Below are 22726 nucleotides of genomic sequence, written 5' to 3'. Positions count from 1 at the left end.
CTATCAAGCTAATGGACATAACTCTCTTACTGTCACTATAAATAATCAGATATTGATATATATTTTCTAAATCAATTGGATATGTATTAGTACCTAACGCTGCTCCCTAAATGGGCATTATCCAATATAAACTCAACCAGCTCAAAAAAGAGAAATCAGGCTCACAAAGGCTGACCAGAGTTTGGAAACCAACGGATATGAGGCACTAATGGATTTAGTCAATTTCGATAATTTTTTAAAACGTTTACAGGTCGATGAACGAATTATAGTACAAGCACACGATTTTCCTGATCATGATGCAATTTCATCAGCATTTGCTCTTGCTTACCTGTTAAAAAAGCTCGGGTTTTCTCCTTTTATTACCTACCAAGGTTATATAGATCGGATATCGTTACGTAATCTTATTGATTGGCTAAACATCCCAACCGTCAGCCCAAAACAATTATCACTTACACCCAATGATAAAATAATCATTGTTGATGGCTGTATAGGAGAAAAAAACGTAACCGATCTTCCCGGATTAGAAGTAGCCGTTATTGATCATCACCAAGTTAAAGCTCCCCACTTTGTTTGGTACTCAGATATACGACCAAACTACGGCTCAACTGCAACAATTCTGGTCGATTACTTTAATTACTACTCACTCGATATACCAAAGAAAATAGCGACGGCTTTACTTGTTGGCCTTACATTCGATACGGCAAATTTTACACGCTCTGTCAGCGATGCAGATATGAAGGCATTAATCCAACTCCAATCTAAATCTGACATGCAGATGGTTAATCGTATCTGTAGAAATCAACTTGAATTCCAAGAATTAGAATTGTTTGACGCTTTACTGTCCTCCATGAAAAGAGAGAAGAATTGTGCTTTCGCTGTATTGCCTGATGGATGCCCTAAAAATATGTTAGGAGTATTAGGTGACTTCTTATTAGGGGTTGATGAAATAGATGTGGTTATTTTGAGTGCACGAAATAGAGGAAAAACTTTTTTGTCGTTACGCTCAGAATGTCCAAACAATAATGTAGAAAAAATAATTCGAAGTGTTCTGAATAACTCAGGTATAGGTTTCGGTGGAGGCCATGCCCATATGGCAGGTGGGATCATCAATGAAATGTACCAACTCTCACAAGAGCTAGATTATGTTTACAATCTTATTCGGCCAAAGCTTATTTTATGCTAATAATTTTTATGCCTCCACATTTACAAATCCATCAAATCGCTATTAAGTAACGCTTCACCCTCGATAATATTACTTAACGAACTCAAAACGCAGCGGTAATTCGCTGCGTTTCAATTTATACAAAGACAGAGATCGCTTATCTTGTCCTAGTATCCTCAAAAAAAGCCATCATATCAGGGAAACGTTTTGCCCAAGCTTGCTCATTGTGCACCGCTCCCTCTTCTTCTTGATAACTTAGACTAACGTTTGAATGCTTGGTCTCTAACTCTATTTTCATTTTCCGCGCGCCATCCAAGTAAACCTCAGAGAAGTCCAATCGGCTATCATCACTCGTCTCGTTTGTTCCCATATCCATATAGACACTTAATGGCAGTTTTGACTTTGTCGATTGAGTCTCTTTCTTGCGGATGAATTCAAAAACCTTCGCTTCGTTAAACCAAAAAGCAGGAGAAAACACACCACATAACCCGAAACAATCTAAATGCTCCATAGCTCCATATAAACTGATCAACCCTCCCATAGAGCTTCCCACAAGGGCGGTATGTTGACGCTGAGGTAAACTTCGAAAGTGCGTATCAATATAAGGCTTTAATGTATTCACAATGAACTCACAATAAGCTTTACCCTCACCACCTAACTTGTAAATCGAGGAGTCACGGCTGGGTAAGTCGAACTCTTGGTCCATAACCCATGGTGAATACTCATTAAAGCGTCCCATCCCTTCGCATTCAGCGCCATTATCTATGGCAACAACAATACAACCTGTGATCTCACCATTCTTCTGCATACGGTCAAGGGTTGCTGGGACTTGCCAACTGTCGCCATAAGATGAACGTTGAGGATCGATAACATTCTGACCATCGTGCATGTAAATCACAGGATAACTCAAGCTAGAATCGTCATAACCATTGGGCAGGTAGATATGAATGCCACGATGTCGATTCAGTTGCGGCATAAAAAAATCATCAATACAGTGCAGACGCTTAGGATCAAAATGAGACATGATTTTCCTCATAAATACATTTTCTTTAGATAAAAAAATGCCCCAGTAAAACTGAGGCACATTATTGAGTGAAATTATTTTGAATTGACGGCTTTTACAAACGCTTCTTGCGCACCTTCAATATTCAACGCTTTCGCTTCATCTAATAAGCTAAGCGCTTTTGGAATATCATTAGACTTCACAGCATTTTGAATGGCAGAAATGTAGAACTTCGTTGATTCAGGTTGAGCTGCAATTGCTGTTTTCGTTTTCACGACGCTAGCAGCGGGTTCTTGTTTAACGACTTTAGCAGGTTGTTCAACCGTTTTAGAAATCGCTCTAAATGGGCGCAACTTAAGCGTTTCAACTTCAAGTTCTAACTTACCCCCTAGTTGATGCGTATAAACAGGATCCGTTACCATCGGCATCACTTCGCCAAACTCTTTCGCTCGGACTTTTGCTGGGTGATCAACCTTAATACTTTCTCCCAGTAAATCTGCTGGCGTGTAAACCACTAGATATGGCGTTTTTGCCGCATCCGCACGAAAACTCGCGATGTAACGAGTACTGGTAAATGCATTTGATGGCAGTGTTTGAAAGTCTTCTAATTTATATTGAGTGACCACTTGAAAATTTTCATCAAGTAATAGAGCGGTCGGAGCAAATACGCTGTCATCAATGAATCGACTTGCTAATTCGATTTTGACTTCTTGTGAGCGATCACTGAAGCGAAATGCGGCAAAGTGGCTGTTACCAGAAACAAATGAACCGACTGGAGATGCTAAATCGATATCAAATTTAATATCTTCATTATCTTGTAGCTGAACAAAAGGGAATTCAGAATAGGTGGTACAACAAACTTCAGAATTCGTTGGGGGAGTCAATTCAAGCTTAACTTGAGCATCTGAAGCACAACCGCTAAGTAAGGCACCTAACACTACGGCTAATATAGAGCTTTTTTTATTAATCATTGTTTTCTCACTATAGGTTGCTTGTGGGTTATAACCATCAACTATAACTTGTAGGGCATAACGTCAAAAAGGCAGCCCAAAGGCTGCCCTTAATACTAAACGATTTAGAACCAGATTTCAGTGTGTACACCGAATACAAATTGGTCATCGCCGTTTTCAATACCAATAATGCCCGCACTTGCTTCATCATCGGCTTTAATGTAGCTGATGTATGGCTTAACTTGTGGGCGACCAAAGTAGTCTGAGTTAGCTGTAAATGCAGTTGCAATTTCAAGGTTAATGATGTTGCTTTCTACAGCATCGCCAGTACGACCCCAGTAACCTTCATCACCTTCTTCATGGCCGTATGAAGCTGTTGCTTCTAAACGAACATTATCATTAAGCTTATAAGAAGGACGAGCAGCTACGATGTAACGAGTCAGACCTTCCGCACCAAACAGTTGGTCAAGAGCCGTAAAGTAGGCTACTTCTGTACCTAGTTGCACTTTATCTGAAATGTTCAGTACACCGTAAGATGTTAGGAATAGTGACTCAGCGTCATCATTGCCGCCAGACCAGTTACCAAAGTTCACACCACGGTTTTGCATTACACCAGAACCGTAAGCAATTGCGTTTTGAGTCCAACCATCAAGGCCATAGTAGCTAGTATTTAATGTTACAGAAGCACCTACGCCGTCATCATTTTCGCCATCTAACACTTGCTTACCAAGTTTTAGGTCAAAATCAAGACTACCAATACCAGCATCTACACCGTAGTAATACATATCGATTGAAGATAATGTAGTACGTGGTTCAGTTTTATGTTTATCACCAAAAGCATCAATCGAATCAGCCATTACATAAGCGATACCAGCAGTGTTGCCACCAAGTTTAGTTTGGATACCCGCACCAATACCTGAAGATTGTTTCCAGAACTCACCAGAAAGAATACCCGCAGCACGGTTTAAGAAGCGTTGACCACCCCAAATAGAAGTGTCTTCACCTAGAATACCACCTAGCTCAACAAATGCTTCTTTAACAGCAAAGCCATCTTCATCACGTACAGCTTCGTCACCATCAGATGAATAAGCGTAAGAGTTACCGTTACCAAATTCGGTACGAACTACATAATCAGCCCAAACACCATTTTCGTATTCACTGTGCTTTTTAATTGTGAATTCGACTTGGTTTGTACTCTTACCGTGAGTACCCGCTGTTTTGTAGTCTGGGCGACCAAATTCAGTATCTGTCGTTGTACCATCAACAACACGAACGTTCGAAGACATGTAACCATGTACTTCCCAACCATCAGTTACAGTATCAGTAGCAGCAGCGAATGCAGAACCCGCAGCTAATGTAGATGCCACTGCAGCAGCAATTAAACTTACTTTATTCATTCTTAACTCCATCAAGGATGATTTATAATTTATGGACGACTTATAATTTTTTGGTTCTTTTTGCGATGCATCCTGTAAAGGCAGTAAACAGGTCGCATCGAAAAAAGAGGTAAGATGGGAACAAGTCCCCGGTTGTTTCAACGAGGTCCATAATAGGCAAGGATGAGAAGGCTGACTTCCTCCACCTTAATTAAATTTAAGGGGGATGATTAGGGATGAGATAAATTACAGAATGACGTTTATTTAGCTTTGATCACACAAACAGGGGGGAGGAGGCGATCGATTTATATCGGATACCCTGACAAAACGATAACTAAGTCATAGTTTTGTTAAACCCATTCATAAAAATGTAATTTAATTACATAAACATTTATCTAAATAAGGTGCTTGACCTTGTTGAGACAAAGCTTTTTACTAATAGTTCTATCCGTGTAGTAAATGAAAAAGAATTCCTAACATGACAAAAACGCTCTCTCGCCCTTATCCACTTGGCGCTACGCTCAAAAATAATGGCTGTAATTTTTCCATCTATGCTCCGGAATGCAAATCGATAAAACTTGCTCTATTTGATGAGCAAGATAAGTTTGAAACCTTCCCTTTAGAAGGTGAATATGCAGGGATTCGTTATACCCATATTCCAAACATCAAAGCACAGCAAAAATATGGTTACATTATTGAAACAGAAAAGGGATTACACCTTTTATCTGACCCTTATGCTAAAGCCATTGATAAAGCACTCCACTACGAGACACCTTATAGCTCAGAAAAAAGCTTCTCTATGCCAAAATGTGTTGTCATTGACGATAAGTTTGATTGGCAAGGTATTGAGCAACCAAGAATTCCCAAAGAAGACACCGTTCTTTTTGAAACTCATGTAAAAGGCTTAACTAAGCTGAATCCAAATTTAAATGAAAGCGAAAAAGGCACTTATTTAGGCTTATACAGCCCCGAAATGCTCGCCTTTTACAAACAACAAAATATTAACTCTATCCAACTATTACCCGTTGCGGCATGCATGCATGAGCCCCATCTATTAGAGATGGATAAGGTTAATTATTGGGGATATAACCCATATTTATTCATGGTTCCTGACCCTAGATATGCTAAAAATGATGCGGTAACTGAGCTAAAAACAGCCATTCGGGAACTGCACAAAAATGGCATCGAAGTCATTTTAGATGTGGTGTATAACCATACGGCGGAGAGCGGTGAAGGTGGGCCAGTATTCAACTGGAAAGCTCTAGATTCACGTGTATATATTAAACACGGTTGCCATTATGCCAACTTTACAGGCTGCGGTAATACCGTTGATTTAACATACCAACCAGCACTCAACCTTGTGATGGATACTCTTCGCTATTGGGTCAAAGAGTTCAAAGTTGATGGTTTTCGCTTCGATTTAGCCGCAACTCTAGGTAGACAAGGGGACAATTTTAACCCTGAAGCAGCCTTTTTCAAAGCTGTTGCCCAAGATCCAACCCTACGCGAAACCAAACTTATTGCAGAACCTTGGGATATAGGCCCAAATGGTTATCAAGTAGGCAATTTCCCTCTTGGCTGGAATGAATGTAACGATAAACTGCGTGACATTACCCGTAGCTTCTGGCGTGGTGATCAAGGCTATTTAAAAGAGTTTGCCACTCGACTAATGGGTTCGCGCGATCTCTACAGTGCCGCCAATTGGCCTCATAAACTGACCGTCAATTACATTACCTACCATGACGGCTTCACTATGCAAGATCTTGTTTCCTACAAGCATAAGCACAATGAAGATAATGGCGAACACAACCGAGATGGGCATGGAGATAACCGCTCAGAAAACTACGGAGTAGAAGGTCCTTCTGAGAACATGCTTATTATCGCCACCCGTGAAAAACAAAAACGTAACTTCATGGCGAGCTTAATTTTTGCGTTTGGTATTCCTCATATATTAACGGCTGATGTGCTATCACATACCCAAAATGGCAACAACAACGCTTATTGCCAAGACAGTGAAACCAGCTGGTTAAATTGGGAGAGCAATGAAAGAAAAGATTATTTCAAAGGCTGGCTATCGGAAATGATCAGGGCACGCCAAGAGTTTATGGTGCCTTTCATTAAAGCGTTTAGTGGAGAAGGTAGAAACAATAACCGCATTTTTTGGCGTCGTATTGATGGAACCTTAATGGAACATGATGATTGGAACCGTTTGAGCTCTGTTGCGCTGCATTTGGGTATTGATAGCGATGGTGCTGAAATGGTTTACTTAATCAACCAAACCAGCGCTCCTGCGAGATTTAAGTTACCAAATGATAAAAATCAAATTTGGGAAACCATATGTGATACCAACTTGAGAAATGTACAGCATGGACACGCAGAAGGAGAAGTTCTGTTGTCGCCAACCTCAATGGCTATATTACACTTTCGACCTAAAAATTAGCAGGGTCAGTACTATCAGTCTGTTCGAATAGTATCAGTCTAAACATAAAGGCGAGATGATTTATATCTCGCCTTTTTTTACACTTCTAAAAACTGAAGAATGGAAACATTTAACGATAATTAAAAACAAGCAACAGCACAATTGACACATTGCGGTAATTTATAAATTAGGCAGTTACAAGAAGCGCATAAACAGCTATTCAAACAAAACCGAAAAAGGCTCTCAGTATCTATTGCGAGTCATTTCGACTGAGCCCGAAGTAAGGTCGACAAAAACCATTTTTATGGACGATATGCTACAGCGTATTATCACAATGCGTCTTACGGCCTACGTTCGCGAAGAGTTGAGCTTAGACTACGCCCCGTTTGTTATGACTTTAATGGAAGATAGTGAGCCAAACAGCGACTGGCTAATCGGAGCACAAGTTGCTCCACATAATGAAGCCATGATAGAAAAGGCCATTGATAAGATCGTTTCGGACATTCAACTTGGTGTGTCTAATCAAGAAGTGGAGATCGCTGCGAAACAGTTAATGAAGGATATGACTTCAGAATTAAACAACCAGAAACTCTACACTTGGTCGATGACCCGCTATCTGGTTCACAATTATGGTTTTGATGAATTCTTAGATTTGGAAGGAACAGCAAAAGGGATTAGTAAAGAAGATCTATCCAACAGAGCAAAGGTGGCCTTTGGTAGCAGCACTTGGCAAAGCAAAAATATTCTGCGACCAAAAAGTTAACTGACTAAGCTCAATTACTCGCAAATATGTATGTGGCATTGAACACCAGAGTCAATGCCACTTATCCAACAGAAAGAACAAAGTCAATTTGATTTTAAACCAGCTTCAGCCTTCTGTTTAGCAACTAAATACGCATCAATATGCTTTTGTATCGCCGTTTTTGTTCCTTTAATTAACCGACCGTTGAACATGCAGTACCATGCCTTTTCATCATCACTGTCGTTTTTAATCAAAAAACCGTTGTAGTGTTCATTTCTCGACTGAGCTTTGTTTTTTTTGAACCGTTCATTTTGGATCGCAAACTCTTGAGGGTCGACAACAGATGCCGTATCGCACCACCAATCAATACTCTTCTTTAATTCAGAAATATTACCAGTCAGTATCTGCCCTTTGATCTTAACCTTCCATACACTTGCTGACTGATTAGCAAGCTTAAAATTAAAGCCCCGATAGTTTGCAATGGCCATGATATATAATCTTTTAATTCTAATAACGGATATTGGTTGGATTATATACCGTACAGCAGAACAGAAAAAGATCTGTACCACGGTTTTTTATCATATTGCATTTGTTATATTGACCTGGTCATTTATTACCCACCCTCACGTCAACACCAGTCGTTCAATACAAAAGCAGAAGTTCGATTACGACGTAAATCAATACCAAGAATAATGCAATCAAATGGTTACATTCCGAACATATTGCATATAGGATAAGCCTATCTAATTTACGAAAATCCGCGTGATTCCTTTGCCTCCTCCATCTTGAAGCCAATTTGAACGTTTTCGTAATAGTAAAAATAACGTTAGGAATTAAATATGTATAAGTTATTTGAAAGCTTTACTCAGGCTTTCCCACAAGATGATCCTAAACAGCCCCCCAATGGGATTCTGGCATTTTGTCTTCATTACACCAAAGGATTCGAAAAACCGTTAGCTATTCTCGCAGTAATGAGTATGAGTATTGCGATAATTGAAGTATCACTTTTTGGCTTTATGGGACAATTAGTTGATTGGTTATCGACGAGTAACCCCGACACCTTTTTAGAACAAAATAGCTCCACGTTGATTGGTCTTGGCATTTTGCTGCTCGTGATCATGCCAATCATGATCACCGCTTACTCATTGCTTATCCACCAGACGTTGCTTGGCAATTACCCAATGTCGATTCGATGGTTGGCTCACCGTTATTTACTAAAACAGAGTCTCTCTTTCTATCAAGACGACTTTGCCGGGCGCGTTGCAACCAAAGTAATGCAGACATCGCTCGCCGTTAGAGAAACGGTAATGAAAGCCGTCGATGTTTTTATCTACGTGACCGTCTATTTCACTGCCATCATTTTTATGCTTGCGCAATCGGACTGGCGACTTATGGCACCAATGCTGATATGGCTAGGGATTTATCTTGGGATTCAATTCTATTTTGTTCCTAAGCTTAAAGCCGTTTCGTCAGAACAAGCGGATGCCCGATCACTAATGACTGGGCGAATTGTCGATAGTTACACCAACATTGCGACCGTGAAATTGTTTTCTCACAGTAAACGTGAAACAGAATACGCAGAAGAGGGAATGGAAGGATTCTTAGATACGGTTCATAGACAAATGCGCTTAGTCACCGGTTTTAACGTCTGTGTTGAACTAGCGAACTATCTACTTGTGTTCTCCATCTCCGCGATTTCCATTGCTCTGTGGATGGACAGTGCGATCACTATAGGTGCCATCGCGATCGCGATCAGTTTGGCCTTGCGTATTAACGGCATGTCGAAATGGATCATGTGGGAAGTTGGCGGACTGTTTGAGAATATGGGTACGGTAATTGATGGTATGAAAACACTATCAAAGCCTATCGACATACAAGACAAGCCCGATGCTCAACCTATAGAAGTACCTCAGGGTGGCATTGTATTCGATAACGTCAGCTTCAATTATGGCGAGAATAAAGGGGTGATCAATAACCTTAACCTCAATATTAAGCCCGGAGAAAAAGTCGGTTTAGTGGGACGTTCAGGCGCAGGTAAATCCACCTTAGTTAACCTATTACTCCGATTCCATGATGTTGAAGGCGGTCAGATCCGTATTGATGATCAAGTGATCTCTGATGTCACTCAAGATTCACTGCGTAGCAATATCGGAATGGTCACTCAAGATACCTCTTTACTGCACCGTTCGATCCGAGAAAACATTCTATATGGCAAACCCGATGCCGGAGAAGATGCTTTACTTGCTGCGACGAAACAAGCTCACGCTCATGAATTTATTGAAACGCTGACCGACCCATTCGGAAATATTGGCTATGATGCTCAAGTGGGTGAACGAGGTGTCAAACTGTCTGGCGGACAACGTCAGCGAATTGCGATCTCACGAGTTCTTCTCAAAAATGCACCACTGCTCGTCCTAGATGAAGCAACCTCAGCGTTAGATTCGGAAGTCGAAGCCGCCATTCAAGAGAGCTTAATTGAACTTATGGAAGGCAAAACGGTTATCGCCATTGCTCACCGCCTATCGACAATTGCCGCAATGGATCGCTTAATCGTGCTTGATAAAGGAAATATCGTAGAACAAGGTTCACACCAAGAGTTAATCAACCAAGGTGGCATCTACGCCCAACTTTGGGCTCATCAAACTGGTGGTTTTATTGGCGAGAACTTAGATGTCAGTGGAAGCAACTAGTAATGCAAACCATTAGTTAGTGCTAATTGAAATGGCGACCCGTTTATGGTCGCCATTTTTTTACCTTTTAGTCAGCCACTACTTTTCGAGTTCAGCCTCGCCATGACGCTTTTTAAGTGTTTGGAACAGCCACCCTAGACCAATAAGAGCTAAGCCTAGCCCTAAGAAACTTGCCGCTCGCCAAATACCATCCAGGTAACTAACATCAGAAATGAAGACTTTCACCACCGCAAGCCCCACAACAATTAAGCCATAAGTTTGTTGAGCAGATTTTTGACGAACCACACCAATGTAGGTCCATAACGCTCCCAAAATGACTAATGCAGCAGAGTAAGTTAACCATTCCGCCATGCTGGTTGTTTCCAATATCGACATGCTTTCTGTTTGCCAAAATTGACGAATTGATAATGCAAGCCATAACGCGAGCAACCCACCACCTACAACATATAACCAACGAGGTTGTACCGGCTCAGGGCACCAATTTCGGTGAGCTAAAATAATAAGCGCGGCGCCTGGAAGTAACCAACCCAGAGATAAACCATTAAACAGTGGTATCGCTGTAGCCGACACGGTATCTGCCGATAACGGCATAAACTGAGTGTTGAGTAAAAACATACATATCAGAGCGACCAATAATAGAGCGTAACGGTAGCATAGATAGAAATAATGCATTGTATGACTAAACTGCTGGCGGTAACTGTAGACACCAACCAATACAAGCGCCTCTATTAACCAGAAACTCACACTCGTTAAATCAAGTTTATCGAATATTACAAAGCTACCAGTCAGCCAGTAATGACTTTGCATCAAGACAAAGATAGCAATGACATGAACGAGTGCGCCTTCAAACCAATCCGCTAATACAATGCTTTTCTCACGCATCATTTTTAATGCGAAACCTAAAATGACAATCGCAGGTAAGCAATTTGCTACCGCGACCCAACCTTGTGGCGAAAGCCCTTGTTGCCACGACTCAATCACAGGTAATAAGCTTAAACGAGTGAGCAATAGTGAGACGGCAATCTTAACGACAACATCACGCAACACAGCGTAAGAAAGAACCATTTGAAGAGTCATTGCCAAAACTTGTAACGCTAATAAAGCAGTGAACACCTCGCCATAGAACCAAATATAATTAAGTACCAACAGTACAGCATGAATTGACGCTGAAAGGTCCGAACGCAATCTTGGTTCCATTTTTGCCAATCCACCGAGTCCTAAGCATCCGCCAAGAGCAAAAAGGCTTGTTAGCCACAATCTGTCTGGATAATTTCCTTCCACATAAACCAATACACCAATTAGCATTAATGCACCGCAAGATACCGCCCACCAATAACTGAATGTGGAACGATAACTGGCTGAAAACTGTCTATAAGAACGCAATACAAGAAGCACAGTCCAGAGAGCTAACACCCCAAGCACTGATAAAAGGGACTCTGGCGTATTCAATAAATGTAGATGCAACACAGCAGTGAGAATGACCGTTGAAACCAATGATAATAATTGGGACTCACGGCTTGAATAGCCTCGACGAACAGCAGGCAATAGCAACATGACAAAGGGAGTGATAGCTAACGAAAAGAGCGTAAAATTACTCAGTGGAAGATGTGATTCTGCAATAAGTATCAGCGCGCCAATCATCCCCGCAATGATTGCAGGGTGATACCAAGTCCGCGGTACTCTTTGGCGAAACGGTACTTTTAGCGCCCAACCCTGATGAGGCACAAGCACTAATAAATAGGTGGATAAGGGATAAAATAGCGAAACCCAAAGTGTTAAATTATCGGTTTCAATGGCGGAACTCATCAGCCCAAGCCATCCAATATGAGCCAAGCTAATAAACAAAGACAGCCAAGGAACATTCATTCGCGGGCGCACATATAATCCAGCAGCCGTTACCATGCTGATATAGCTCATGAACACATAGAAATTAGGCGTCCCTTCACCAACCCAGAAAGGAGCCGTATAACCACCAATTAGCCCTAAGATCGCCATTAAGCTTCCAAACCGATAACTTAAAGTCAAACAGACCAAAGCGGTTAATGCGATAAGCCCCAAAGCCCATGACTCTGGAACAAGTTGATACATCACCGTTGCGAACACAATCGTGAGATAAATACCGGTCATCCCTGCGGCTGCAAACGTTGCTGGAATATAATCTTGGTTAGGAATATCAACAAGACGCCACCTCTTCGCCTGTATTTGTCGATGTAACCACTCCGCAAAACCAACAATAGCCACTGACAATATCAAGCTTCCGGTAATGCGCCCTTGAGGTGAGATTTCAATTCGACTTCCAACAAACTGCACTAAATACCCGATACCAAATACAAGAGCTAACCCACCGATCCATACTAACCAGTTCCGTTTTAAGTGGACGACAATCTGTTGTCCAAATCCAACTTCCGTTTGATTGCAATTTTCTAGTGGATTGGGAGGACGACGTGAATTGTTAGTGGTGTTTGAAACGATAACTTCCGATTCTAGATTAACTTCAGGAGTGTCATTGGCGGCGGATTGCAATGATTCAACGATAGGCGAGCTTTCATTCACTCCTAAGCTATCAGCAGTATCTATCGATGACTCCGCTTCTCGCTGATACACATCGTCCCCTTTAGAGGTTGAAGGTTGCCTTTCTGTATACACACCACGTTTCAGCTCCGTTAGTCGATCCACTTTTTCATTCAATTGAGACAAAGCCGATCTTAAGCGTTTTGTTTCTATCAAAGCTCTAATGGCAACGATAGGGCTCACAAGCAACGCTATCACCACCAATCCGATAATCAGCACAACTTCATCCATGTTAGCTTCCTATGACGTATCACGATTAATCATTTAATCCACGAACTTATTAGGCTGTACATCAAACGACTGATATTAATATTTCATTGTACCAATATAGTTTAGCTTTAATATGTCTCGGCATAGAGAATTGAGTAAATACCGAACTACAACCGTTATATCTCTTCATATCAACCTCGATATCAATAAATTAATTATTCTAATAAAAAGAATAACGATAGCGTGATCCTCTAGACAATATTTATATCAATAGAGATATACACTCCAAACCGAATATTAATCGAAACAATCAACATTAAATGCATATTTATCAACAGTAATGAATTTTTATTCGTTTGGGCTTTTCCACATCTGGAGATTTACAATGAACAAAATATCTTTATCCATTTTATCTGCTGCAATTCTTTCTACATTTACCATTAGCGCTGATGCGTGTACGGGTTTAATTGTCGGAAAAGGTGCATCTATTGATGGCAGCATTATGATCGCACGTAATGAAGACTTCGGAATCAATAACTGGAACAAACACTTAGCATACCGTCCTGCTCAAAAAAATGAATCAGAGACCTGGAAGTTAGGTAATGGTCTAGAAGTTCCTATGCCAAAAGAGTTCTTCGCATACTCAGCGATTCCAGATTGGGATGCAAATACTGTTGATAGCCAAAGTAAATTTTATGAAGAGCGTGGTATTAATGAATATAACGTTGCAATATCAGCAACCACCAGCGCTGAAATAAATGAAAAGGCATTAAAAGTAGATCCACTAATTGATGACGGTGTCATTGAAGCCATAATTCCAACATTAATATTACCTCAAGCTAAAACAGCAAAAGAGGGGGTGACATTATTAGGTGAATATATTGAAAAATACGGCGCAGGCGAAGGTAATAGCTTATATATTGCCGACATCAATGAAGTTTGGTTAGTCGAAATTGGCTCTGGACATCACTGGATCGCGGTTAAAGTTCCAGATGACAGCTATGCGATGATCGCCAATGGCTTACGAATTCACGGAGTTAACCTTAATAGTAAAAGCGTCATGCACTCGAAAGGGCTAGTCGAATTTGTGAACCAGCATAAACTGCTCGACAATCCTGATGCCAAATCATTTAACTTTGCCAAAGCATTCGGAGTCACGGGGGATGTTTATAACATCGATCGCGAATGGCTAGGTCAGAAGATGTTAACAGAGTCAAAAAGCCAGCCGACTCGACAAGATCAGTACCCGTTATTCATGAAGCCCGATGAGAAGATTTCCGTTCAAGATGTAGCAGAAGTACTTAGTGCGACATACAAAGGCACATCATTGGAAGAGAAAGGCCAACGACCAATCAGAGTAGAACGCCAACTTGAATCTCATATCATACAGTTACGTCCAGAGATGCCATATGAACTTCAAGGGCTAATTTGGCAGAGCTTTGGTGTGTTACCTGAATCCGTTCTCGTGCCTCTTTATTCGAGCCTTCAAGAGTACCCAACGCCTTACTTGACTGGTGGTGACACTTACACAGACAACTCCGCTTACTGGCAATTTAGAAGCTTAACCGCCCTTGCTTCAGCTAATCAAAGCAAGTATCTGCCAATGCTTAAAGAAATTTGGGATAAAGAAGAGACTAAACTCTACAAACAAGTCAGCCAATTAGACACCACATTGAAATCGCTCTACAAAACAGATAAACAAGCCGCATTGGATATGGCATCTGATTACTCTTTTGGGCAACTACAGCGCACGCTCACAATGGCGACTGACATTCGTTATAAAATGATGACAGATCTAACAAAAAGTACAGAGAAAAAATATTCAGATGAGGAATTCAAAAAGATAATGAATCTATAGATAAAATGTAACAGAGGCGGTCAAATAACGACCAACTTCAAAATGTTGGCCTATTATTTATAGTATCTTACGCTTGTTCGTTTACATGCTCATCTTCAGCGACTAAATTGATAGACGCAAAAGAGACCAAACGCCCTTTGCTTGCGCGTTCTGGATGGTCAGATTCCGAAAGGGATCTGACCTTTTTCATCGATTCTATTCGCAGTTATCCATCTTTTCTTTCCTACGATTCTTTTTTTCCTTAAAATCTCGCTTAATAACATCTATCGAGATTTAAAATGAACAAAAGTTTACTGACCAACCTGATCTCCATATCGCTTCTCGCGGCTGGATACCAACTAAACAACACGACTCTACTTTATGCTGGGTTATTCGCTTTTTCTGGAGCAATAACAAACTGGCTTGCCATTCATATGTTATTTGAGAAAGTACCGGGTCTATACGGGTCAGGGGTCATACCCGCTCGTTTCGAAGAGTTCAAAGCGGCGATCAAACAATTAATGATGGAGCAATTTTTCACAGAGTCGAATATTGATAGATTTTTAAACAAAGAGATGGCGAGCGGTAAAAGTTTAAATTTGCAGCCCGTGATATCAAAAATAGATTTCAACCCAACCTTCGACTCACTTATTGATGTGATCGCGAACTCTTCTTTTGGTGGCATGTTAGCAATGGTTGGTGGTACGGAAGCACTACAGCCACTAAAGCAACCATTTGTAGAAAAGATGCAAGAATCAGTCATTGAAATCAGCCAAAGCGAGTCAGTAAAAGAAGCATTGAAAGAGCAGCTAGAATCTCCAGCCATGATGGACGAGATCAAAATCAATATTGAAAACATCATCGATCAGAGATTAAATGAACTCACACCGAAATTAGTCAAAGAGATGGTCCAAAAAATGATTAAACAGCATTTAGGTTGGTTAGTAGTTTGGGGAGGGGTGTTCGGTGGTCTAATCGGGGTTATTTCTTCACTCGCCGCTTAATCAAAGTACACTCGGCTTTCGGTTTATAATTAGAGGGGCAGCAATGTTGCTCCCTTTAAGATCCATTACCGCTTCTCTTGTTCCGACCTTATCGCAAAAGAGTTTGTATATTAAAAAAACTGCCTATATTAGAAAGGTTAGGTATAACAGCACACCTCTAAAGATTCAGCATACCACTGTGAGCTCATCTGAAAATGAAACTCATACCCACTTTAATACTGTTCAATTCCCTCATGCTCTCTAACAAACCTAGTACACACTCAAATATTTTACAAAACAACACGTTATGACACGGTCAATTTATCAAATGATAATCAACCTATTCATTATCTTTATTTACATTGAACCTTTAAAGAACGATTTTGAGCTAAATTGAAAAGAGCAAAATAGGAAAAGCATGAATAATGAAGTAAATAGCAGTTAAGGAAGAATCAATGATTACCTATATAATATCTTACAAACCTTTTGGAATTGGGAATTGGACTAAGGCAACGGTATCAAAGGACATCGCTGAAACTCTTTATAAAGAGTACACCGAATATGGCTGGCCTGTATCAATTGAACAAGTAGAGGTTGCTACTGACTCAAAAGATGAGAGTACAACCACAGCTTAAACTAATTGAGTACGACTTTATCGCTTCATAAGTGGATTTCATGATTAGCAAGTCGTGCATACGTCGAACGATCCGCAGGTGACATGGACTGACAATTGCAAGAACGGCAAAACAACTGCTGCTCTAATTTGTAGTAATGCTCACCATTAATAAATTGATTCATTAACTGTTGAAATGACTGTAAGACACCGCCATTAGCACTATCATGGTCCGTATTGCGTCGCATCAACGCCTTGTGTGCTGTCACTTTTTGGCATGTCGAACAATATGTATCAGGCATTTCCTTCCCCTAAATATGTCAATCAGTTAATGATAATTGACACATTCTGTTCAATTTTGTTCCTAGTTCAAAAGTTAAAATACAAAAAACGTGCGTTATGTTCAAAAAACAACCTTGTTTTTTCAAAGAATGAGACTTACGTGCAACCTATCTTTCCCTTGATCATACTTCTGAAATAAAAAAGCCCTCGCGATCACTCGCAAGGGCAGATATGCAACAACCTCAAATATTAAAATTAATCTAATTCAATAAGGTTTTTCTTAAACTTCTTATGTTGTTCGATGACTGCCTTCTCTGGCTCCGCAGTCATTAAGCTCACAACAACAATCGCTAATGTTGAGAAAATAATACCCGGTACGATTTCGTAAACATCAAACCAACCACCTGAAATCTGCTTCCAAACCACGATAGTAACGCCGCCAATAATAATACCTGCTAGCGCACCGTTTCGGTTCATACGATCCCAGTATAGGCTCAATATAATGGCTGGACCAAATGCCGCACCAAAGCCTGCCCATGCATAAGAAACAAGGCCAAGAACCGAGCTATCAGGAGTCATTGCAAGTACCAATGCGACAAGTGAAATACCGATGACAGCGATACGACCAACACGCACAATCTCTTCAGATGATGCATCTTTCTTAAATACCTGTTTATAGAAATCTTCCGCAAGAGCTGAAGAAGAAACAAGCAGTTGAGAATCCGCTGTACTCATGATGGCAGCCAAAATAGCTGCAAGTAAAATACCCGCAATCACAGGGTGGAAGATAGCATTCACCAATAGCATGAAAATTTTCTCGCCATCAGCCAATTCGCCCGCGCCTGAATTTGTCACATACACCAATCCAACAAGACCAACGAGCATAGCACCAGCCATAGATAACGCCGTCCAAATCACCGCAATACGACGCGCTGAAGTAAGGTCTTTGTTAGTACGGGTTGCTTTGAAACGCGCTAGGATATGCGGCTGACCAAAATAACCCAAGCCCCAAGCAACAAGCGAAATAATCGCGACAGCCGTTAGAGGCTCACCTTTCGAATCATTCCAGAAAGTCAGTAACTCAGGGTTAATTGCATACAGATCATCACCAAGTTGACCAAGGCCCCCTTGCATCGCAGCAATTGGGACAATCAGCAGAGCAGCAGACATCAGCAAACCTTGCACCAAGTCCGTCCATGATACGGCTAAGAAACCACCGAACAAAGTATAAGAAACCACGCATACTGTGCCAATAATAACGGCTGTCGAATAGTCTAGGCCGAATACTGTTTCAAATAATTTTCCGCCTGCAACCAAGCCTGAGCTTGTATAAAAAAGGAAGAACAAAAGGATGAAGAAAGCAGAAATCACTTGAATCTGTTTTGTACTGTCATTAAAACGGCGAGAAAGGAACTCAGGCAGTGTTAATGAATCCGTTGTAATACTGTAAGTACGAAGGCGTTTTGCACTGATTAGCCAATTTGCCCATGTACCAATTAATAAACCACCCGCAAGCCAAAATGCCTCGATACCTGCTGCATAAGCGTAACCTGGTAAGCCAAGCAATAACCAACCACTCATGTCTGATGCGCCAGCAGAAAGTGCAGCTGGCCACGGCCCTAGTGAACGGCCACCCAAGAAATAATCACTTGAGTTTGACGTACGCTTGTAAGCGATAACGCCTATCGCAAGCATCATAATTAGATACGCGATAAATGTGGTAGTGATAGCAAAGCTATTTTCTATCATTTGATGGTCCTCTTCTTAAAGATCGCTTTCCATGCCCCCTCCTCTTCTTTAGATAGTTTGAAGAGGAGAGGTAATAAAGAAAGTTAGTGAGCGTCACTTCCAAGTTCTAACAAGGTCGCGTTACCGCCCACAGCTGTTATGTTTATAGTTCTCGTACGTTCCGTTATGAAGCGCAGCGATAAGTGTGGATCATGAGCAACAGTCAATGTCGCCAGATCCTTTTCCGACGCTAAGTGATTAGAAACCAATACTTGTGACACTAAGTTCACGATGGCCCCCTCTCTCTTAGCTAATTGAAGATTGATGCTATGTTCAATCTCCGAGTTTCCGACATAACCCACCGATCGCACATCACATGCGAGCAGTTGATGATAGGCATCGTAAGAGACGACTTGAATCAGGTTATTAGGGAAACGAGACTGCTCTATGGCAGTTTGAATTCCTTGGTTTAGCGCCATATCATCACTGCATAACATCACGCTGTTTCCAGCAATCAGTGCCGCAGTAAATTGAGCAATTATGGCTTGTTGAGCTGTCGTATCCCCATTGGAATCTTGTTCAAAAACAAGAGCCGCGACACCACGCCCAGCGGTGTAAAGTTCGTTTGTTTCACCCGTAGGCCCAATTAATTGGTGACTCTCTGCGAGCAAGGTTGAAGCTTGTTGAATGTGAAATGACATCACTGGCGCTAAGCTAGGTAAAACCTCACTTAATTGAGCCTTCAGTGAAAGTAACTGCTCACACTTATAATCAAAGTTGGTTAAATTCCACTGTTCCCATGCTAAAAAAGCATCTGAAAAACCTGTCACTTGATGAACCATGATATTTCTCCTGTGCTTTCTTAGTGAGACGCTGATTGATCAGCAAATTTAACCTGAGTGAAACGGTACAAATAGTGCGGGCCGCCAGCTTTTGGCCCTGTACCTGATAGTCCTTGGCCTCCAAATGGTTGAACACCAACGACTGCTCCTACTTGATCTCGGTTGATATAACAGTTTCCAACACGCGCATGTTTTTCAATCCAGCGGTAAGTCGTTTCATTTCGGCTATGGATGCCCATGGTTAGGCCAAAGCCCGTCTGGTTAATTTGTTCGACCACATTCGTTAATTCGCTCGCTTTAAAACGAACAATATGCAGGATAGGACCAAACTGCTCTTCTTTTAAACACGAAATATCATCAATTTCAAAAGCACTTGGCGGGACAAAGTCTCCATGCTCACAGACGGCTCCCAGTTCTAACTGAGCCACTTTCTTCTGCGAGTTATTCATGCTCTCTAAGTGGGCCAATAACTTAGTCTTAGCGGTTGCATCAATCACAGGACCAACATCCGTTTTGTGTAGGTGTGGAATACCAACACTTAACTCATTCATCGCACCTTGAATAAGCGCCACAATGCGATCTGCAATATCTTCTTGTACAAACAAAACGCGAAGCGCAGAACAACGTTGGCCAGCAGAAGCAAATGAAGAGCGAATAACATCACGAACGACTTGTTCAGGTAATGCCGTACTGTCGACGATCATCGCATTTTGACCACCAGTCTCAGCAATGAATGGAACTGGCGCAGCATCACGCTCTGCCAATGTCACATTAATTCGTTGCGCCGTCGCCGTAGACCCAGTAAAGGCAACGCCAGCAATTGAAGGGTGAGATGTTAAAGCAGAGCCAATCTCAGCACCGCGTCCAGGAAGTAACTGAATAGTCCCTTCAGGAAATCCTGCTTGCTGCATCAATTCAACCGCGCGAGCAGCAATTAAGCTCGTCTGCTCGGCAGGTTTTGCAACAACCGTATTTCCTGCAACCAAAGCAGCGGTGATCTGGCCTAAGAAAATAGCCAGAGGGAAGTTCCACGGGCTAATGCACACAAACACACCACGACCCTGACGTGAAGCGATGCGTGTTACACCATCAAATCCTTCAATGCTGAATTGCGCGAGATTATCGACTTGCTTCGCGTAGTAACGACAGAAATCCACCGCCTCACGAACTTCATCAATACTGTCATGAATGGTTTTGCCCGCTTCTTGATGACAGATCGCCACCAACTCCGCCAAATTCTCTTCGAGAAGATCGGCTAAACGTTCTAATAGTGCGCTCTTATCTTGAATACTCGCCAACTGCCAAGCCGCGAAAGCCGTTTCCGCACCTTCTATTGCAGCGGAAACATGATCAAGGTTTGCAAAAGCAACCTGCCCAACCGTAATTCGACGATCGTAAGGTGCAGTGATCGTTTCAATATGATCTTCTGCCTTGATCATGCTTTCGAAATGACTTGAACCATTGAGCACAGGGCCTGCCGACCACTGTTTATCTAAGAAGCTTGTCACTTGCGCTTCAAACACCGAGGCTTCACTTTCAATATCAACGTTCACCCCATAGGCATTTTTCCGCTCGGGGAAAACATCTGTAGGCAATGGGATTTTTGTATTGTTCAATGTATCGAAACTTAACAGCATATCGACAGGATGCTGAGTCAGCTCACTAATTGGGCAGCGAGCATCAACCAAACGATGAACAAATGAACTGTTCGCGCCATTTTCTAATAAACGACGAACTAAATAAGGAAGCAAATCTTTATGGCTACCGACTGGTGCATAGATTCGTACTGACTGTTGGTACGCTTCCATCGCATGGTTATAAAGCGAGTCGCCCATGCCATGTAAACGTTGAAATTCAAACTCTTTATGCTGTGCCATCACTGCGATAGCCGTTACCGTGTGTGCATTGTGACTTGCAAACTGAGGGAAAATATTGCCGCGAACACCTTCGCTAAGTAGGAAGCGAGCACAAGCTAAATATGCAACATCCGTTGATTCTTTACGAGTATATACTGGGTAGTTGTCGTAACCTGCTTGCTGCGACCATTTGATTTCGCTATCCCAATAAGCCCCTTTTACCAGGCGCAATGGGATCTGATCACCCTGCTCTTTTGCTAACGCATTAATCCAAACCAACACCGGAAGGGCACGTTTAGAGTAAGTTTGAATAACCAGACCAAACTTGCCCCATCCTTTGACCAAATCGCTGCGATACACTTTCTCAAACAGTTTCAGCGACAGTTCTAAACGGTCCGCTTCTTCGGCATCAATCGTAATCGCAACATCTAACTCGACGGCGCGGCGTAATAGTTGCTCTAAAGTGTCGGCTAATTCCGTTAGAACTCGGTCTTCGTTCGCCACTTCATAGCGTGGGTGTAAAGCGGATAGCTTAATAGAAACCGACGGGGCAGGACTTTCCATCTTTGCCGATGCCTTTGACTGATAGCCATCGCGGCCCACAGCCTCAATCGCCATCAAATAATCTTTGAAGTACTTATTTGCATCGGCAGTGGTCAATGCCGCTTCACCCAACATGTCATATGAGTAAGTGAAGCCTTTATCGCGCATGGCACGGCCATTTTTTTGCGCTTCAGCAATGCTGCGTCCCAATACAAATTGGTGCCCCATAATTTTCATTGCTTGATGCATGGCATTTCGAATTACAGGCTCTGATAGCTTGTTAACTAAACGGTTCATCGCTTGTGCTGGGCTTGGAGAATCTTGGTCTGATAACCCAACGACTTTGCCTGTTAACATTAAGCCCCAAGTGGATGCATTAACGAAAACAGAATCTGAATTTTTGAGGTGAGATTTCCAATCTGCAACGGTCAATTTATCTCGAATGAGAGCATCAGCGGTTGCCGAATCAGGAATACGCATTAACGCTTCCGCTAGACACATCAATAGAATGCCCTCTTGCGTATCTAAACTGTACTCAAGAAGTAGTGCATCAATCATTTGGATCGACTTTTTATCCGCTCGAATAGATTCAATCAGTTGAGTCGTTTTAAGTGAAATCTCTGATTTTTCTTGTTCTGAAGGGATAGCTAGCGGTAAAAGTTGCTTTAGCCATTGGGACTCATCCACCATATATAATGGCGAGATCAGTGACCACAGCTTATCAAGCGGTTGCTCAATAAACTCTGGTTTTAACACATCAGTAGCAGTAAACATGCGTTTTCCTCAATCTCACATCCGAAAAAGTATCGGAGTTTCTACAATGGCTGGCAGTGTATTTTGAGCAGAAGAGGATTACTTGTCAAAAACTCCGAGTTTTTTGCTAAAAACTCGCTTTTTTAACAAAGTATAAACAATATCA

17 protein-coding genes are annotated in these 22726 nt (G+C 41.7%); 7 read left to right on the top strand and 10 right to left on the bottom strand.

Going from position 1 to position 22726, the window contains the following annotated elements:
- Window positions 1–208 precede the first annotated feature (208 nt).
- The gene (locus tag OCV39_RS16490; RefSeq protein WP_261890037.1) at window positions 209–1183 is read left to right on the top strand and encodes a DHH family phosphoesterase; all 975 of its coding nucleotides are present in this window, start codon (window positions 209–211) and stop codon (window positions 1181–1183) included.
- 136 nt (window positions 1184–1319) lie between these two features.
- Here OCV39_RS16490 and OCV39_RS16485 read toward each other — a convergent pair whose 3' ends face one another.
- The 3 genes from OCV39_RS16485 to OCV39_RS16475 form a co-directional block, all read right to left on the bottom strand.
- A complete protein-coding gene (locus OCV39_RS16485; RefSeq protein ID WP_261890036.1) occupies window positions 1320–2186 on the bottom strand; it encodes an alpha/beta hydrolase in 867 nt (288 codons plus the stop codon).
- Between the two features lie 74 nt (window positions 2187–2260).
- On the bottom strand, window positions 2261–3133 hold the full coding sequence (locus OCV39_RS16480) for a MalM family protein (protein WP_261890160.1): 873 nt from the start codon (window positions 3131–3133) through the stop codon (window positions 2261–2263).
- Window positions 3134–3240: 107 nt separating this feature from the next.
- Window positions 3241–4512 (bottom strand): carbohydrate porin, encoded by a 1272-nt coding sequence (locus OCV39_RS16475; RefSeq protein WP_170961634.1) that lies wholly within the window; start codon window positions 4510–4512, stop codon window positions 3241–3243.
- Between the two features lie 457 nt (window positions 4513–4969).
- Between OCV39_RS16475 and glgX the strand changes: the two genes are divergently transcribed.
- Window positions 4970–6931, top strand: a complete 1962-nt coding sequence (gene glgX / locus OCV39_RS16470) for a glycogen debranching protein GlgX (protein ID WP_261890035.1) — start codon at window positions 4970–4972, stop codon at window positions 6929–6931.
- Between the two features lie 283 nt (window positions 6932–7214).
- Window positions 7215–7673, top strand: coding sequence for an insulinase family protein (locus tag OCV39_RS16465; RefSeq protein ID WP_261890034.1), 459 nt, complete (start codon window positions 7215–7217; stop codon window positions 7671–7673).
- 83 nt (window positions 7674–7756) lie between these two features.
- On the opposite strand, the gene OCV39_RS16460 is transcribed toward OCV39_RS16465, so the two are convergent.
- Window positions 7757–8140: a DUF3319 domain-containing protein gene (locus OCV39_RS16460; protein WP_261890033.1), complete on the bottom strand. Its 384-nt coding sequence runs from the start codon at window positions 8138–8140 to the stop codon at window positions 7757–7759.
- A gap of 351 nt (window positions 8141–8491) precedes the next feature.
- Here OCV39_RS16460 and OCV39_RS16455 point away from each other — a divergent pair, with 351 nt between their 5' ends.
- The gene (locus tag OCV39_RS16455; protein WP_113798621.1) at window positions 8492–10342 is read left to right on the top strand and encodes an ABC transporter ATP-binding protein; all 1851 of its coding nucleotides are present in this window, start codon (window positions 8492–8494) and stop codon (window positions 10340–10342) included.
- 78 nt (window positions 10343–10420) lie between these two features.
- Here the strand turns inward: OCV39_RS16455 and OCV39_RS16450 are convergent, their stop codons facing one another.
- Window positions 10421–13144 carry a DUF2339 domain-containing protein gene (locus tag OCV39_RS16450; RefSeq protein WP_261890032.1) on the bottom strand — a complete coding sequence of 908 codons (2724 nt, stop codon included), beginning with the start codon at window positions 13142–13144 and terminating at the stop codon, window positions 10421–10423.
- A gap of 364 nt (window positions 13145–13508) precedes the next feature.
- On the opposite strand from OCV39_RS16450, the gene OCV39_RS16445 reads away from it, so the two are divergent.
- Entirely contained in the window at window positions 13509–14981 is a 1473-nt protein-coding gene (locus OCV39_RS16445; protein WP_113798625.1) for a C69 family dipeptidase, read from the top strand.
- Between the two features lie 67 nt (window positions 14982–15048).
- Here OCV39_RS16445 and OCV39_RS16440 read toward each other — a convergent pair whose 3' ends face one another.
- Entirely contained in the window at window positions 15049–15171 is a 123-nt protein-coding gene (locus tag OCV39_RS16440) for a hypothetical protein (RefSeq protein WP_261890031.1), read from the bottom strand.
- Window positions 15172–15259: 88 nt separating this feature from the next.
- Here OCV39_RS16440 and OCV39_RS16435 point away from each other — a divergent pair, with 88 nt between their 5' ends.
- Window positions 15260–15964 (top strand): DUF445 domain-containing protein, encoded by a 705-nt coding sequence (locus tag OCV39_RS16435; RefSeq protein WP_261890030.1) that lies wholly within the window; start codon window positions 15260–15262, stop codon window positions 15962–15964.
- Window positions 15965–16398: 434 nt separating this feature from the next.
- Window positions 16399–16578: a hypothetical protein gene (locus OCV39_RS16430; protein ID WP_017052383.1), complete on the top strand. Its 180-nt coding sequence runs from the start codon at window positions 16399–16401 to the stop codon at window positions 16576–16578.
- A 25-nt stretch (window positions 16579–16603) separates the two neighbouring features.
- On the opposite strand, the gene OCV39_RS16425 is transcribed toward OCV39_RS16430, so the two are convergent.
- From OCV39_RS16425 to putA, 4 genes are all read right to left on the bottom strand, one after another.
- The gene (locus OCV39_RS16425; protein ID WP_261890029.1) at window positions 16604–16858 is read right to left on the bottom strand and encodes a hypothetical protein; all 255 of its coding nucleotides are present in this window, start codon (window positions 16856–16858) and stop codon (window positions 16604–16606) included.
- 235 nt (window positions 16859–17093) lie between these two features.
- Window positions 17094–18584: a sodium/proline symporter PutP gene (gene putP / locus OCV39_RS16420; protein WP_261890159.1), complete on the bottom strand. Its 1491-nt coding sequence runs from the start codon at window positions 18582–18584 to the stop codon at window positions 17094–17096.
- Between the two features lie 86 nt (window positions 18585–18670).
- On the bottom strand, window positions 18671–19408 hold the full coding sequence (locus OCV39_RS16415; protein ID WP_261890028.1) for a 1-pyrroline-5-carboxylate dehydrogenase: 738 nt from the start codon (window positions 19406–19408) through the stop codon (window positions 18671–18673).
- A gap of 20 nt (window positions 19409–19428) precedes the next feature.
- Entirely contained in the window at window positions 19429–22581 is a 3153-nt protein-coding gene (putA, locus tag OCV39_RS16410; protein WP_261890027.1) for a bifunctional proline dehydrogenase/L-glutamate gamma-semialdehyde dehydrogenase PutA, read from the bottom strand.
- Window positions 22582–22726 lie beyond the last annotated feature (145 nt).

It is taken from the genome of Vibrio cortegadensis (genome assembly GCF_024347395.1).
GTDB lineage: Bacteria > Pseudomonadota > Gammaproteobacteria > Enterobacterales > Vibrionaceae > Vibrio > Vibrio cortegadensis.
Note: the sequence above shows the minus strand (reverse complement) of the source record. Positions and strands in the feature narration are given on the sequence as shown.